Origin of the sequence: Pseudomonas sp. P9_31 (assembly GCF_034008235.1) — a bacterium.
GTDB lineage: Bacteria > Pseudomonadota > Gammaproteobacteria > Pseudomonadales > Pseudomonadaceae > Aquipseudomonas.
In genome coordinates this window covers 1,260,354-1,275,141 of sequence record NZ_CP125375.1, presented here as the reverse complement: position 1 = coordinate 1,275,141, position 14,788 = coordinate 1,260,354, and the positions used below count along the sequence as shown (strand labels likewise).

15 protein-coding genes are annotated in these 14,788 nt (G+C 60.2%); 3 read left to right on the top strand and 12 right to left on the bottom strand.

Going from position 1 to position 14,788, the window contains the following annotated elements; all coding sequences use genetic code 11:
- Positions 1–27: 27 nt before the first annotated feature.
- From QMK51_RS05880 to ppc, 6 genes are all read right to left on the bottom strand, one after another.
- Positions 28–849, bottom strand: a complete 822-nt coding sequence (locus QMK51_RS05880) for an isocitrate lyase/PEP mutase family protein (RefSeq protein ID WP_258699254.1) — start codon at positions 847–849, stop codon at positions 28–30.
- 104 nt (positions 850–953) lie between these two features.
- Positions 954–1,814 (bottom strand): DUF72 domain-containing protein, encoded by an 861-nt coding sequence (locus QMK51_RS05875; RefSeq protein ID WP_320393411.1) that lies wholly within the window; start codon positions 1,812–1,814, stop codon positions 954–956.
- Positions 1,814–2,119 (bottom strand): hypothetical protein, encoded by a 306-nt coding sequence (locus QMK51_RS05870; protein ID WP_258699252.1) that lies wholly within the window; start codon positions 2,117–2,119, stop codon positions 1,814–1,816. The genes QMK51_RS05875 and QMK51_RS05870 overlap by 1 nt, the downstream gene beginning before the upstream one ends.
- A 247-nt stretch (positions 2,120–2,366) precedes the next feature.
- Positions 2,367–3,041 (bottom strand): tRNA (adenosine(37)-N6)-threonylcarbamoyltransferase complex dimerization subunit type 1 TsaB, encoded by a 675-nt coding sequence (gene tsaB, locus QMK51_RS05865; RefSeq protein WP_320393410.1) that lies wholly within the window; start codon positions 3,039–3,041, stop codon positions 2,367–2,369.
- Positions 3,042–3,134: 93 nt separating this feature from the next.
- Complete coding sequence (gene adk, locus QMK51_RS05860) at positions 3,135–3,782, bottom strand: adenylate kinase (RefSeq protein ID WP_258699250.1); 648 nt, start codon at positions 3,780–3,782, stop codon at positions 3,135–3,137.
- 288 nt (positions 3,783–4,070) lie between these two features.
- Positions 4,071–6,701: a phosphoenolpyruvate carboxylase gene (gene ppc / locus QMK51_RS05855; RefSeq protein WP_320393409.1), complete on the bottom strand. Its 2,631-nt coding sequence runs from the start codon at positions 6,699–6,701 to the stop codon at positions 4,071–4,073.
- A gap of 217 nt (positions 6,702–6,918) precedes the next feature.
- Here ppc and QMK51_RS05850 point away from each other — a divergent pair, with 217 nt between their 5' ends.
- The 3 genes from QMK51_RS05850 (at position 6,919) to QMK51_RS05840 (ending at position 8,885) form a co-directional block, all read left to right on the top strand.
- On the top strand, positions 6,919–7,263 hold the full coding sequence (locus tag QMK51_RS05850) for a pilin assembly protein (RefSeq protein ID WP_320393408.1): 345 nt from the start codon (positions 6,919–6,921) through the stop codon (positions 7,261–7,263).
- 364 nt (positions 7,264–7,627) lie between these two features.
- A complete protein-coding gene (locus QMK51_RS05845; protein ID WP_320393407.1) occupies positions 7,628–8,041 on the top strand; it encodes a DUF4398 domain-containing protein in 414 nt (137 codons plus the stop codon).
- A gap of 55 nt (positions 8,042–8,096) precedes the next feature.
- Positions 8,097–8,885, top strand: a complete 789-nt coding sequence (locus tag QMK51_RS05840; protein WP_320393406.1) for an OmpA family protein — start codon at positions 8,097–8,099, stop codon at positions 8,883–8,885.
- A gap of 72 nt (positions 8,886–8,957) precedes the next feature.
- Here the strand turns inward: QMK51_RS05840 and QMK51_RS05835 are convergent, their stop codons facing one another.
- The 6 genes from QMK51_RS05835 to lysS all read right to left on the bottom strand — a co-directional run bounded on the left by QMK51_RS05835 (position 8,958) and on the right by lysS (position 14,700).
- Positions 8,958–9,287, bottom strand: a complete 330-nt coding sequence (locus QMK51_RS05835) for a hypothetical protein (RefSeq protein ID WP_320393405.1) — start codon at positions 9,285–9,287, stop codon at positions 8,958–8,960.
- Positions 9,284–10,198 carry an alpha/beta hydrolase gene (locus QMK51_RS05830; protein WP_320393404.1) on the bottom strand — a complete coding sequence of 305 codons (915 nt, stop codon included), beginning with the start codon at positions 10,196–10,198 and terminating at the stop codon, positions 9,284–9,286. Before QMK51_RS05830 ends, QMK51_RS05835 begins: the two co-directional genes overlap by 4 nt.
- 150 nt (positions 10,199–10,348) lie before the next feature.
- Positions 10,349–11,599: a flavohemoglobin expression-modulating QEGLA motif protein gene (locus tag QMK51_RS05825; protein ID WP_258700668.1), complete on the bottom strand. Its 1,251-nt coding sequence runs from the start codon at positions 11,597–11,599 to the stop codon at positions 10,349–10,351.
- A gap of 62 nt (positions 11,600–11,661) precedes the next feature.
- Positions 11,662–12,216, bottom strand: coding sequence for a hypothetical protein (locus QMK51_RS05820; protein WP_320393403.1), 555 nt, complete (start codon positions 12,214–12,216; stop codon positions 11,662–11,664).
- A gap of 161 nt (positions 12,217–12,377) precedes the next feature.
- Positions 12,378–13,094, bottom strand: coding sequence for a TetR/AcrR family transcriptional regulator (locus tag QMK51_RS05815; RefSeq protein ID WP_258699243.1), 717 nt, complete (start codon positions 13,092–13,094; stop codon positions 12,378–12,380).
- Between the two features lie 103 nt (positions 13,095–13,197).
- On the bottom strand, positions 13,198–14,700 hold the full coding sequence (lysS, locus tag QMK51_RS05810) for a lysine--tRNA ligase (RefSeq protein WP_320393402.1): 1,503 nt from the start codon (positions 14,698–14,700) through the stop codon (positions 13,198–13,200).
- Positions 14,701–14,788: the final 88 nt, after the last annotated feature.

Genomic DNA, 14,788 nt, shown 5'->3' with positions numbered 1-14,788 from the left:
CTCAGCGGCCCAGCCACCACGGCCTCCTCAGCCTTTGAACAATTGATTGGCCTTCTGGAACGGCATCGACCGGGAAGTGAAGCCAAAGGTCCCGTGTTGCTGGATTTCCTCTGCGGCGCGCAAGAACTCGCCATATGCCGCCAGCGCCAGGGCCGAACCGACACTGATGCGTTTGACGCCCATTTCACTCAACTGCGCCACCGTCAGTTTGAGCCCGCCGGACATCAGCACATTGACCGGTTTCGGCGCCACGGCGCGAACCACCGCCAAGACCTCTTCAGCGCTGCGCAAGCCCGGTGCGTAAAGCACGTCGGCTCCCGCCTCGGCGAATGCCTGCAAACGGCGAATGGTATCGTCGAGGTCAGGATTGCCGTGCAAAAAGTTCTCGGCACGCGCCGTCAGCACAAACGGAAAAGGCAAGCTGCGAGCCGCTGCAACGGCGGCTTCGATGCGCGCCACGGCATGTTCGAAACAGTAGATCGGGCCCTCCTCACGCCCCGTGGCATCTTCGATCGAACCACCGACGGCACCGGCCTGGGCGGCACGAAGAATACTTTGGGCGCAGTCGGCGGGAGCGTCGGCAAAACCGTTTTCGAGATCCACCGCTACCGGCAGATCAGTGGCCGCGACAATCGCCCGAACGTTCGCCAGGGTATCGTCGAGCGTCAACCCACCATCGGGGCGGCCTTGAGAAAAGGCACAACCGGCGCTGGTAGTCGCCAGCGCCTCGAAGCCCAGGCTGGCGAGCATTTTCGCCGAGCCGGCGTCCCAGGGGTTGGGAATGACAAAAGCGCCCTCGCGTTCGTGCAGTGCTTTGAACGCCTGGGCTCGAAGGGTTTGCGCATCCATTGGCAGGTTCCTGAAAAGGGGAAAACGAAGCTGATGCCAGTCAGTTAAACGCAATCCCTCAGGTTTCGCGCCTTAACGGACTGACATCAGGGAACGAGGCCGCTTCAAAGCAAGCCAAGTTGCTCGGCGGCGGGTTCTCTGTATAACTCAGGCAGCGGCGGCAGGCCAGGCAAACGTAACATCAGTTGTGCATGAAAACGTTGTGCGAGTTTCGCTGCCAGCAGGTTGTCGGCGGTGTGCAGGAAGATATAGGGCGTGCGCCCCTCTTCGATCCAGACGGCGATTTTCTCGACCCACGGCACCAGGAACGGGTCGTTGGCTTCAAGCACAGGATGGCCAATGAAACGCACTTGTGGAAACTGAGTAAACGCAGCGGGGCGAGGCGGTACCCTGGGCTTTTTCGATTGGGCGTGGAGCACCGACGGATCGGTGGAGGTGCAGCTGAACAGCGCTCGCGGATCGAGACAGATGCGCTCGACACCACGATCCAGCAGCAGGCGATTGAGCATCCGCTCGGCATCGCCCTTGGCGAAGAATTCGTCATGCCGCACTTCGACCGCCAAGGGCCGGTCCACTGCATCGATAAAGCCGGCCAGCTCCGACAGTCGTTGAGGGGTGAAGCTTTTGGACAATTGCAGCCAGACGGGAGAAACACGCTCACCCAGAGGACTGAGCAATTGCAGGAAGGTCTCGGCGGCGGTCAGTTGATCGCGCAAGTCGCCGCTGTGGCTGATGTCGCCGGGGAACTTGGCGGTGAAGCGAAAGTGTGCGGGCATGGTGTCGGCCCAGCGCTGCACGGTGGCGGCAGAGGGGCTCGCGTAGAAGGTCGTATTGCCTTCCACGGCGTTGAACACTTGAGAATAAAGATTGAGAAACTCGGCGGGCCTGGCGTCTTGTGGATACAAGTACTCGCGCCAGGCGTTTTCACTCCAGGACGGGCAGCCGAGGTAGTAAGGCAGCGCCATCAGATGTACAGGTCGAGACCCAGTACATCCGCATCCCAATCGACAAAAGTGGCGGTGCTCAGGTAGCTGGCCAGTGCCATCGCCACGCTTTTGCTCATGGCGCGGTGATAAATCATGTCTTGTTGACGCGCGGGCAGATTGCTCAGGCGTTGCGCAGAGGCTTTGGCGGCACGGGCGGCCAATTGCTCTTCGGTTGGGAATTCCAGCTCGCCGTCGATATCGACGTAGTCGTCATCCGCCACAGGGCCTTTGCGGGGCTTGCGCTTGATGGGGTAGGACTGGGAGGAAAGGCCGTCTATACGCATAAGTGCATGCTCGGTATCGATGATGGCAGCTTAGTGGCACATCACCCACTTCGCAAACTGCCGAGTGATAACTAGAACACATAAAAGACAAAAGGTTTAAAAGCGCAGGAGAGAAAATGACGATTGGCACTGGCTGGTAGACCGCCATCGCGGGCAAGCCCGCTCCCACAGGATCTCCGCAAACCCTGTGGGAGCGGCGGTGCGGCGATCCGACTTGTCCGCGATTGGACCCGCTCGGTCTTGGGAATTAACGCGCTTTGGGCGTCGCGACTTTATCGCGCAGATACACCGGTTGCGCATCGTCAGCCACGATCGCTTCACCGCGTTCCCAGGCGAAACGCGCCAGGGTCAGCAGGTCTTCGGCGTGAGGCAGCATGCCCGCGTCCTGGCCGCACAGGTTGACGGCAATGCGCTCGGCATATCCCCAACCGGTGCCCGCGCCGAACCATTCGCCACTGGCATCGGCCGGCAGCGCGGCGACTTCCGGTGGCAGTACCGCTTCGTTGCCCACCAGCCGCATCTCCCCCGCCGTTTCGCGATAGCACCCCCAATACACCTCATCCATGCGCGCATCGATGGCCGCCGCGACCTGGCTGACACCGTGTTCGCGATGAGCCCGCTGGGCGAGTACCGCCAGATTGGAGACCGGCAACACCGGACGATCCAGCGCAAACGCCAGCCCCTGCACCACGCCGATGGCGATCCGCACCCCAGTGAACGCGCCCGGCCCACGGCCGAACGCAATGGCATCGACCGCTTGCAGGGTCGTCCCGGCATCGGCCAGCAGTTGCTGGATCATCGGCAGCAGCTTTTGCGCATGCAGGCGCGGGATCACCTCGTAATGGCTCGTGACTTTGCCGTCATGCAGCAAGGCAACGGAGCAAGCTTCGGTCGCGGTGTCCAGGGCCAGCAAGGTGCTCATCGATGTTTCCGTAAGAAAGGTCAGAAAAAGTGCGCCAGTATAAACAACTACGGCCCGCAAGCGGGCCGTAGAAGATGAAGCCGATCAGACTTTTCAGCTCAGTGCTTCAAGCACCTTGCCGGTGATCGCTTCTACCGAGCCAACACCTTCGATGTGGCTGTACTTCGGCTTGCCTTGAGCGTTGGACAGCTCCTGGTAAAACTTCACCAGTGGCTCGGTCTGGGCGTGGTATACCGAGAGGCGATGACGCACGGTTTCTTCGGTATCGTCTTTGCGCTGCACCAGCTCTTCACCGGTGCTGTCGTCTTTACCGGCAATTTTCGGCGGGTTGTAGACGATGTGGTACACGCGACCGCTAGCCTCGTGAACACGACGACCGGCGATACGCTGGACAATTTCTTCGTCTTTGACGTCGATTTCGACCACGTGATCCAGTTCGACACCGGCCTTCACCAGGGCTTCAGCCTGAGGAATGGTCCGCGGGAAACCGTCGAACAGGAAACCGTTGGCGCAATCGGCCTGGCTGATGCGTTCCTTGACCAGATTGATGATCAGGTCATCGGAAACCAGACCACCGCTGTCCATGACGCTCTTGGCGATCAGGCCCAGCTCGGTACCGGCTTTTACGGCAGCACGCAGCATGTCGCCGGTAGAGATTTGCGGAATGCCGAATTTCTCGGTGATGAACTTAGCCTGAGTACCTTTACCGGCCCCGGGAGCTCCCAGCAGAATGACGCGCATCGATGTGCTCCTCAATTTTTTATATAGATAACGTCAGATTCGCCTCGTGGGGCCAATCTCAAAAATAGGATCGCGACCGCCCAAACGGCCAAAGGCTGATCAAGATACACAGCAGACCCTGCCCACACAAGCCGCCGAAAGTCGGAGAAACCCGCGCCTGAGGAGCCCCTGCGAAAGGGTAACCCAAGTCGCAACCCCATCATTAACTGTCGCGTGACAGACCTTTTCGACCGCTCGCCCGCAGGCACTCGACGCTCGCGCCGGGTGCCTGTCCCCACGACGAAAACCTTAGCCGGTATTTCGCAAACCGGCGGCAATCCCCGCCACAGACACCAGCAACGCCTGTTCTACCGGGCTGCCCTGCGCCTCATCCTGCTGCCGCGAACGGGCTAACAGCTCGGCCTGCAATAGATGCAGCGGGTCGAGGTAGGTGTTGCGCAAGCGGATGAATTCAAGGGTGTCTGGGCTGTGTGCCAGTAGTTGCGACTGCCCCGTCAGCCCCAGGACCACCGAGCAAGCCTGCGACAATAGGTCGCGTAAATGCGCACCCAAAGGAAGCAGATCCGGCTCGACCAGGCGCTCATCGTAAGACCGGGCAATATCGGCGTCGGCCTTGGCCAGCACCATTTCCAGCATATCGATGCGGGTACGGAAGAATGGCCACTGCTCGCGCATCTGCCCCAGCAACGCCCCTTCGCCGCGCTCCAGCGCCTTGCTCAGCGCCGCTTCCCAGCCAAGCCAGGCCGGCAGCATCAGGCGCGTCTGGGTCCAGCCGAAGATCCACGGAATCGCGCGCAGGCTTTCGATTCCGCCGGCGCGACGCTTGGCCGGGCGGCTGCCCAACGGCAAACGCCCCAACTCCTGCTCTGGGGTGGACTGGCGGAAATACTCGACGAACTGCGGATTCTCCCGCACCACGGCACGGTAAGCCTTGACGCCATCGGCGGCCAATTCGTCCATCAAATGCCGCCAGGCAGGCTCAGGAGGTGGTGGCGGCAGCAAGGTCGCCTCCAGCACCGCCGCCAGGTACAGATTGAGGTTCTGCTCGGCGATGTCCGGCAGGCCGAATTTGAAACGAATCATTTCCCCCTGCTCGGTGGTGCGGAAACGCCCCGCCACCGAACCCGGCGGTTGCGACAGAATCGCCGCGTGCGCCGGGCCACCGCCACGGCCCACGGTGCCGCCGCGACCGTGGAACAACAGCAGCTCCACTTGTTGCTCGCGGCAGATGTCGACCAGCCGCTCCTGGGCCCGATACTGCGCCCAGGCCGCCGCGGTAGTGCCGGCGTCCTTGGCCGAGTCGGAATAACCGATCATCACTTCCTGGGGCCCTTGCAGGCGCGAGCGATAACCCGGCAGCAGCAAGAGTTTCTCGATCACCGGGCCCGCGTTATCGAGGTCGGCGAGGGTTTCGAACAGCGGCACCACACGCATCGGCCGCAACACGCCGGATTCTTTGAGCAGCAGTTGCACGGCCAACACATCGGAGGCTGCACCGGCCATGGAAATCACATACGAGCCAAGGGAAGCCCCCGGTGCCGCGGCGATTTCCCGGCACGTCGCCAACACTTCGGCAGTGTCGGCAGACGGCTTGAAGTACGCCGGCAGCAACGGCCGACGATTGTTCAGTTCGCGCATCAGGAAGGCGATGCGCTCTTCCTCGCTCCAGTCCTCATAACGGCCCAGGCCAAGGTAATCGGTGATTTCGGTCATGGCCGCCGTGTGGCGAGACGAGTCCTGGCGCACATCGAGGCGCACCAGAAACAGCCCGAACGTCACCGCGCGGCGCAGGCAATCGAGCAACGGGCCATCGGCGATAACGCCCATGCCGCATTCATGCAGCGAGTGGTAGCACAGCTCCAGCGGGTCCAACAGGTCGCGGTTGTTTTGCAGCACATCGGCGGATGCCGGCGTGGTTGCCGTCAGGGAGGCATGGGCCCAGTTACGGGTCGCCCGCAGGCGTTCACGCAACTGTTTGAGCACCGCGCGGTAAGGCTCGGCGCTGTCGCCAGCTTTGGCTTTCAAGGCGTCGCTGGCCTGCTGCATCGACAATTCGGCGGCGAGGTGATCGACGTCGCGCAGATACAAATCGGCGGCCATCCAGCGCGCCAGCAGCAACACTTCGCGGGTCACGGCGGCGGTGACGTTGGGGTTGCCGTCGCGGTCGCCGCCCATCCATGAGGCAAAGCGAATCGGCGCGGCCTCCAGTGGCAGGTGCAGGCCGGTGGCCGCATGCAGGGCCTGATCGGCCTTGCGCAAATAGTTGGGAATCGCCTGCCACAGCGAATGCTCAATCACCGCGAAGCCCCACTTGGCTTCGTCTACCGGCGTCGGTCGGGTGCGGCGGATTTCTTCGGTATGCCAGGCTTCGGCGATCAGACGCTGCAACCTGGTTTTGATCTGCTCGCGCTCGGCAGTCGTCAGGTCACGATGGTCCTGGGCGGCCAGTTGCGCGGCGATGGCGTCGTACTTCTGGATCAGTGTGCGACGCGCCACTTCGGTGGGGTGCGCGGTCAACACCAGTTCGATTTCCACCCGCCCCAGCTGCCGGGCCAGGGATTCGGGGGCATGACCGGCAGTCAGCAGGCGAGCGAGCAGTTCCGGCAACACCCGGGCCTCGAACGGCGCGGGTTGCGATTCTTCACGGCGGTGAATCAGCTGATATTGCTCGGCGATATTGGCCAGGTTGAGGAACTGGTTGAACGCCCGCGCCACCGGCAGCAACTCGTCTTCGCTCAACTGGTTGAGGCTGGCGCTGAGCTCGGCGTCCATCGACCCGCGACGGTCAGCCTTGGCGCCTTTGCGGATTTGCTCGATCTTGTCGAGAAAGCCGTCCCCGTACTGTTCACGAATGGTGTTGCCCAACAGCTCACCCAACAGGTGAACGTCCTCGCGCAAGCGTGCATCAATATCGGTCATCAGCAGTTCTCCAGCGAAAATCCGGGCGGCTATGCTTTATTAGAGGCTCTGACATAGAGAGTGCCGTCGTAAAGCGGTTCTTACAAGCAGACGAAGGGACTTCAAACACAAGGCGTTGCAGTTAGTCTCAACAATAATGAGCCGTACAACGGCTTGCCGCCGGCCACCGCCGGACACTCACCCGGCCTGCCACGAGCAGGTGCGCAATGAGGTCACTATGAAAATCCGCGAGCTCGCCAAGCACTGGGAAGAAAACGCCAAGGGTCGCCTGACCGACACCGGCTACACGATTCGTCTGGACGTGGAAGCTGCCGCACGGCTGGCGGCGATTATCGAAATGTACCCTAAACGGCACCCCGAAGAACTGCTCGGAGAATTGATCGGCGCCGCCCTGGAAGAGCTCGAAGCGAGCTTTCCGTATGTGAAAGGGTCAACGGTGGTCGCCACCGATGAAGAAGGCGATCCGCTGTACGAAGACGTCGGCCCGACCCCGCGTTTTCTCGCCTTGTCCCGTCGTCATTTGCACGATTTATCGACCGAGAACGACAAGCCAAAACACTAGAACCTGTGGGAGCGAGCCTGCTCGCGAAAACGGTGGATCAGCCATCCTCAATGCTGGATTTACTGACGCTTTCGCGAGCAGGCTCGCTCCCACAGTTTGATTGCATCCCTCCTTCAAAACGGCGTATTCCCGGGGTCATGAGACGGTCGGGTATACCGCTGCACATCGCTAAAGTTCCCGATTTAGAGCCTTGTCCGCTCGATCAAGATTTTTTCGGGCGACAGGCCATCTTCTCTGAACTTTTAAAAAACACCTGGGGTCAACCCAGTAACCATGCCTGGGACGGCCGTTTCAAAACGCTCTGGAAATTAGTGGTTGCGGCTCCTTGTCCAGGATGGATTCAGATGTTTTCAGGAGTTATCCAATGGAGTTGAAGACCATGAAGACCAGCACCCCCCCCTCCTCGTTCACCCACTTGCGCGGTCTCAAACTGGCTGCCCTGGCCATCGGCGGCAGCTTCGTTCTGGCCGGTTGCGCCGGTAACCCACCAACCGAGCAATACGCCGTGACTCAATCGGCCGTGAACAGCGCTGTCAGCGCTGGCGGTACCGAGTTCGCCGCGGTGGAAATGAAGGCCGCGCAGGACAAGCTCAAACAAGCCGAAATCGCCATGCACGACAAAAAGTATGGCGAGGCCAGAATGTTGGCCGAACAGGCCGAGTGGGACGCCCGTGTGGCGGAACGCAAGGCCCAGGCGATGAAAGCCGAACAAGCTGTGAAGGACTCCCAGAAAGGTGTTCAGGAACTGCGTCAGGAAAGTCAGCGCACCGTGCAGTAAGCGCGCATCCCGATTTCCAGACCTGACACGCTTATCGATAAAAGGACGAACCATTATGCGCAAACAACTGATGATCCCCGCCCTCCTGGCCGCAAGTGTTGCACTGGCTGCCTGCTCCACACCGCCCAACACGAACCTGGAGCAAGCCCGCACCAACTACGCCGGCCTGCAAGCCAACCCGCAAGCCAGCAAGGTCGCGGCGCTGGAAACCAAAGATGCCAGCGAATACCTGGACAAGGCCGACAAGGCTTACCAGGACAGGGAAGACCAGGCCAAGGTCGACCAACTGGCTTATCTGACCAATCAGCGTGTTGAAGTGGCCAAGCAGACCATCGCCCTGCGCACCGCTGAAAACAACCTGAAAAACGCCGCGGCACAACGGGCCCAGGCTCGTCTGGATGCCCGCGACCAGCAGATCAAACAGCTGCAAGACAGCCTGAATGCCAAACAGACCGATCGCGGCACGCTGGTGACGTTTGGTGATGTGCTGTTCGCCACCGACAAGGCGGACCTGAAGTCCAACGGACTGGTGAATATCAACAAACTGGCGCAGTTCCTTCAGGAAAACCCGGACCGTAAAGTGATTGTCGAAGGCTATACCGACAGCACTGGTTCGACTTCTTACAACCAGTCGCTGTCCGAGCGTCGTGCGACCTCGGTGCAAGTGGCCCTGATCAAGATGGGTGTCGACCCTGCGCGCATCGTGGTCCAGGGTTACGGCAAGGAATACCCGGTCGCGGAGAACGCCAGCGTCTCGGGCCGTGCGATGAACCGTCGGGTGGAAGTGACCATCTCCAATGACAACCAGCCTGTCGTCCCGCGCTCGGCGATCAGCTCTAACTAAGAACCTGCGATAACGTAAAAGCCCCGCCTGAGTTGATCAGGCGGGGCTTTTTTATGCCGTCCTACGGAATGGTTACGGCTGCAGTTTCTGCGGCGTTTCCTGGCCCATGCAGCGCACGGCTTTTTTCTTGTTGTTGACCAATACGCCGGTCAGGCCTTTCTGCTCGGTGTCGAACATCACCAGCACGCCATCGATGCACTGGGCCACTTGCGGGGCCGGTTCCAGGGAGACCTTGTAGTCTTCGCCCGGCATGGTCTTGAGCATGGTGAAGTCGCTGAGCAGTAGCGCATCCTCGGGTTTGGCGAAGTGCAGGTAGCCGTACCACCACAGGGCCCCGACGGTGCCGAGGATGCTGCAAATACCGGTGATGATCAGCGGGATGGCGTTACGTTCTTCACTCATTGCGGACTCTCTGGTGGTTCATCTTCTGAATTCGGGGGTGCCGGGTAATTGGGGATCTCACCCAGGCGGCGCAGGCCGTTAAAATGCTGTGGATCTTCAAGGTAGCGCAGCATGACTTTTCGCCAGACCGGGTCGGCGAAGGTCTGCACATGACCGCCCCGGGTCAGTTGCAGCACTCGCGGCGGCGGCGCAGCTTGATACAGACGGATGCCGTTGGAAAGGGGCACCAGTTGATCATCGATACTGTGATAGATCAGTTTCGGTACGCCGTTGAGCTGCGTCATGGAATGGATCGCGCTGTCGCCGTCCGGCACCAACCAGGACAACGGCACCTGAAACGGCCAGGTCATCCAGGATGTGCTCAGTGCAAAGCGCCCGACATCGCGGTAGCTGGCGGGCACGCCATCGAGGACGAACGCCTTGAGTTGCCGCTGGCGCTCGGGATGCTGGGCCAGGTAATGCACGGCCATTGAACCGCCAAGGCTCTGACCGAGAAGGATCAACGGCTTGCCCTTGACCTCCGGCGCCCGGTCGAGCCATGTGAAGGCGGCGTCGATGTCCTGATAAATCGCCGGCAACGCCGGTTTACCTTCAGACAAACCGTACCCGCGATAGTCCACCAGCAACACTTGATAGCCCTGCTCCGGCAACCACCAGCTCGCGCCCAGGTGCCACGCCAGGTTGCCGCCGTTGCCATGCAGATGCAGCACCGTGCCTTTGACCTCGACACCTTTTTTCGCCGGCAGCCACCAGCCATGCAGCTTGAGGCCATCGGCGGTGGTCAGGGTGACATCGCGAAATTCGAGTTTGGCTTTTTCCGGGGTGAACGGCTGACCGGGTTCGGGGTAAAACAGCAATGAGCTGCAACCGCCGAGGGCCAGGAGCAGGCAAAAGATGCCGAGGATTCTCATCCGGTGAAGCCTCGCGAAAAATGGGGGATTGGAATACACCCCCCTGTGGGAGCGAGCCTGCTCGCGATGGCGGTGTGTCAGACAACATCGATGTTGAATGTTCAGCCGCTATCGCGAGCAGGCTCGCTCCCACAGGAGATTTCATCGTCGTTACAGGATATTGGAGTAATCCGCTTCGATCCGGTCCAGGCTCAGGTGGTTGAGGAAGTTGGAGAAGCACATCCACGCCGACAGCGCATTCATGTCGCGGAATTGGTCGGGCAGGTACTTGGGCGGCACCACCAGGCCTTCGTCCACCAATTGGCGTAAGGTCCGCATGTCTTCGAGCGTGGTCTTGCCGCAAAACAGCAGCGGTATCTGCTCCAGCTTGCCTTTACGCACGGCCAACTGAATGTAGTTGTAAACCATGATGAAGCCCTTGAGGTAGGACAAGTCTTTGGTAAATGGCAGACCGGTCGGCACCGAACCGCGGAAAACCCGACTGGCGTTGCCGTAACTTTCAGCCATTTCGAAGCCTTGCTCACGGAAGAACTCGAAGATCTGCAGGAAGTCCGCGCCCTCCTCCACCATATGAATGGCGCGGGTGCGGTTGGTGAGTTTGCGCAGGCGACTCGGGTAGGAGGCGAAGGTGATGATCTCCATCAGGATCGCCAGGCCTTCCTGGGTCACGGTGGACGACGGCGGGCCCTTGGACAGGAACGTACAGATCGGCTGATTCAGGCCGTTGAGCGTGGTGCCCACATGCACCAACCCTTCGTGGACTTCCAGCGCACGTACATCACGATCGTTGAACATCGCGTCGGCGCGGATCTTGATGTAGTCGGCGCCGGCCGCCGCATCGGCGACGATCCCGTCGGATTCGAATACCCGAATGGTTTCCTCGTTTTCGCCAAACACCTTGTTCAACCGATGTTGCAGCAGGTTGACGGCTTCCTTGGCGGTGAGGATTTTCGGTTCGTCCTTGAGGTCGCCACGGCCGTCGATGTTGTTCAGGTAGTCGGAGAGCATCAGCCCCAGGTCGGCCAGGGTCGGGTCACCGGCGTGAAACGCATCGGACGCCGCGCCATACAATTCCTGGGAAATCAGCCCGAAATCCTCGGTGCCGCGCGCTTCGAGCATGCGCACCACCATCCGGTATTCCTTGCACATGCGGCGCATGATCTGGCCGACCGGGTTGAACTGGCCGAGCTGGCGGGTGATGTCGCGCTCGATGTTCTGGAATTCCAGCTTCACTTTGCTGGAGTCGAACGACAGCGGTCGATTGAGGTAGTAATCGCGGTCCACGGCCGGCATTTCCTTGCCCTTGCCTTTGAGGAACCCCTTGCGAATGCTGTCATCCCACTTGACCGCATCCAGAACGCGAATCGGCGTCTGCGCCAGCACTATGCGATCGGACAACATGCGTATCGTCTGCTGGTATTCGTCCACCCGAAACTCCTGTAGTAAACCGTTACGTGCTGGGTTTATTTGGTTTTGGCCAGGCGCTGATAGCGCACCGCTTCGACGAAGACATCGGAATTGGCCGGGTCGTCGAGGTAGGCAAACACCTGATCCATGCTGTTGTTGACCAACATCCCGTCGCCGTCGTCGGTCTGGAAGCCTTCGCCACTGAGGGCTTCTTGCCCCATGGCCTGCTTGATCTGCTCGAGGTCGAGATTGTAGATCACCAGTTCGTGCTTTTCGTTGAGTTCGAACCCGGCGATGGTGAAGTGCCCGCCGAACTGCGCCGGCACCTTCGCCGACAGGTACCAGCGATTGCCATGGCGCGACACCGTGAAGGGATAGGCTTCACGCTCATGGGGTTTGGCCTTGAAGTAGCTGACCGCCTGATAGTGGTTGTCACCGATGCGCGTCAGTTCCAGGTTCATCGGCTCGCCCCAGGCGTTGGTGCTGGTCCATTTGCCGAGCAGCCCTTTGGGCGCGGGCTCGCTGGCGGGCAATGGCTCCTTGAAGGTCACCAGGCAGCCACTGAGCAGCAGGAACGACAAGGCGATCACAACGACACGCCAGGCTTTCATTCAACACTCCCTATGAACACAACACCAACCTCAAGTGAAAGCCGGCCCCTGTGGGAGCGAGCCTGCTCGCGATGGCGGTGTGTCAGGCAACAGAGATGTTGAATGTCAGACCGTCATCGCGAGCAGGCTCGCTCCCACAGGGGTTAGCCTCCACTCAGGGGTTACACCGACGCCAGTACCAAATGCATGTAGCGGTTGAGGATGCCGAGCATTTCCTCTTCGGCAACAGGCTCGGCGTCGTTGAGCAGGCCCTGATATTCCATCCGTCCGATAATCGCCGTCAACACTTTGGCATCCTGTTGTGGCTCACGGGAACCCAATACTTCGAAAAGTTGGCAGGTGCCCTGCAGAAGAATTTGCTGATGGGAGCGCACCAATAACGCCAGACGCGGGTTGAGCAGCGCTTCCTGGCGGAAGGCTTGCTCGGCCATCAAGTGCTCGCGGCGATTGATCAATTGCCGATGAACATAGTCAGCCATCAGCCGCGCGATATCGTCCGCCAGTTGTGAGCGGGACTCGGGGGTGCCATCGCCGCTGACAACCATCTCGCGCAACAGGCCTTCGTTGCTGGCCCACAACCGGGCCATGAACGCCGCGCTGCGTTCCACGTATTGCGCGAAGGTATCGGTGAGCAGGTCATCGATGTCTTTGAAATAGTACGTGGTGGCCGACAGCGGCACACAGGCCTCGGCGGCCACCGCACGGTGACGCACGGCCCGCACGCCATCTCGCACGACAATGCGCATCGCCGCGTCGAGAATGTCCTGTCGACGCTGTTCGCTGCCCTGTCGGCTGGCCTTGCGGCCCTGGTACTGAACACTTTCAGCGACCGCAGTGGCGATATCCGCTGCACCTTCTTGAGCCATTGCACGATTCACGACAGGTATTCCTCTCTAAACGTCAAAAGTAACCAATTGATACGTTTGTACCAGACAGGCAATAAAAAGCCGCCTGTTATAGGCGGCTTTTTAATTGAAACACTTACGCTTGCGGCCGCATGTGCGGGAACAGGATCACGTCGCGGATCGACGGTGAGTTGGTCAGCAACATCACCAGACGGTCGATGCCGATCCCTTCACCAGCGGTCGGCGGCATGCCGTACTCCAGCGCGCGAACGAAATCGGCGTCGTAGTGCATGGCTTCGTCGTCGCCGGCGTCCTTGTCGGCCACCTGCGCCATGAAACGCTCGGCCTGGTCTTCCGCGTCGTTCAACTCGGAGTAGGCGTTGGCGATTTCACGGCCGCCGATGAACAGTTCGAAACGGTCGGTGACGCTCGGGTTCTCGTCGTTACGACGGGCCAGCGGCGACACTTCGAACGGGTACTGGGTGATGAAGTGCGGCTGCTCCAGCTTGTGCTCGACCAGTTCTTCGAAAATCATCACCTGCAGTTTGCCCAGACCTTCAAAGCCGAGCACCTTGGCGCCGGCCTTCTTGGCGATGGCGCGGGCCTTGTCGATGTCCTGCAGGTCGGCAGCGGTCAGCTCCGGGTTGTACTTGAGAATCGAGTCGAACACCGACAGACGCACGAACGGCTCGCCGAAGTGGAACACCTTGTCGCCGTAAGGCACGTCGGTGCTGCCCAGAACCAGCTGAGCCAATTCGCGGAACAGCTCTTCGGTCAGGTCCATGTTGTCTTCGTAGTCGGCGTAAGCCTGGTAGAACTCCAACATGGTGAATTCAGGGTTGTGACGGGTCGAAACGCCTTCGTTACGGAAGTTGCGGTTGATCTCGAACACCTTTTCAAACCCACCAACAACAAGCCGCTTGAGGTACAGCTCAGGCGCAATGCGCAAGAACATTTCCATGTCCAGCGCGTTGTGATGCGTCTCGAACGGCTTGGCCGCCGCGCCGCCTGGAATGGTTTGCAGCATCGGTGTTTCCACTTCCAGGAAGTCACGCTTCATCAGGAAGCTGCGGATGTGCGCAATCACTTGCGAACGCACGCGGAAGGTCTGGCGCACATCTTCGTTGACGATCAGGTCAACGTAACGCTGACGGTAGCGCTGTTCGGTGTCGGTCAGGCCGTGGTGCTTGTCCGGCAGCGGGCGCAGGGATTTGGTCAGCAGGCGCACGCTGGTCATTTCGACGTACAGGTCGCCTTTGCCGGAACGCGCCAGGGTGCCAACGGCTGCAATGATGTCGCCCATGTCCCAGGTTTTCACCGCGGCCAGGGTGTCTTCGGACAGGGTTTTACGGTTGACGTAAACCTGAATCCGCCCGGTCATGTCCTGAATCACCATGAACGAGCCACGGTTGAGCATGATGCGACCCGCCACCTTGACCGGAATCGCAGCCTCTGCCAGCTCTTCCTTGGTCTTGTCCGCGTACTGTTTCTGCAAATCTTCGCAGTAATTGTCGCGGCGGAAGTCGTTGGGGAAGGCATTGCCCTTGGCGCGCTCGGCAGCAAGCTTTTCCTTGCGCAGGGCGATCAGGGAGTTTTCTTCCTGTTGCAGGGCTTGCGGGTCGAGTTGTAGGTCGCTCATGTCTTTAAATATTCCATCAGGTTCGTTGTCCCCAGCCTTCGGCTGGGGATCGCGGGCAAGCCCGCTCCCACAGGATCGCGGTGAATCA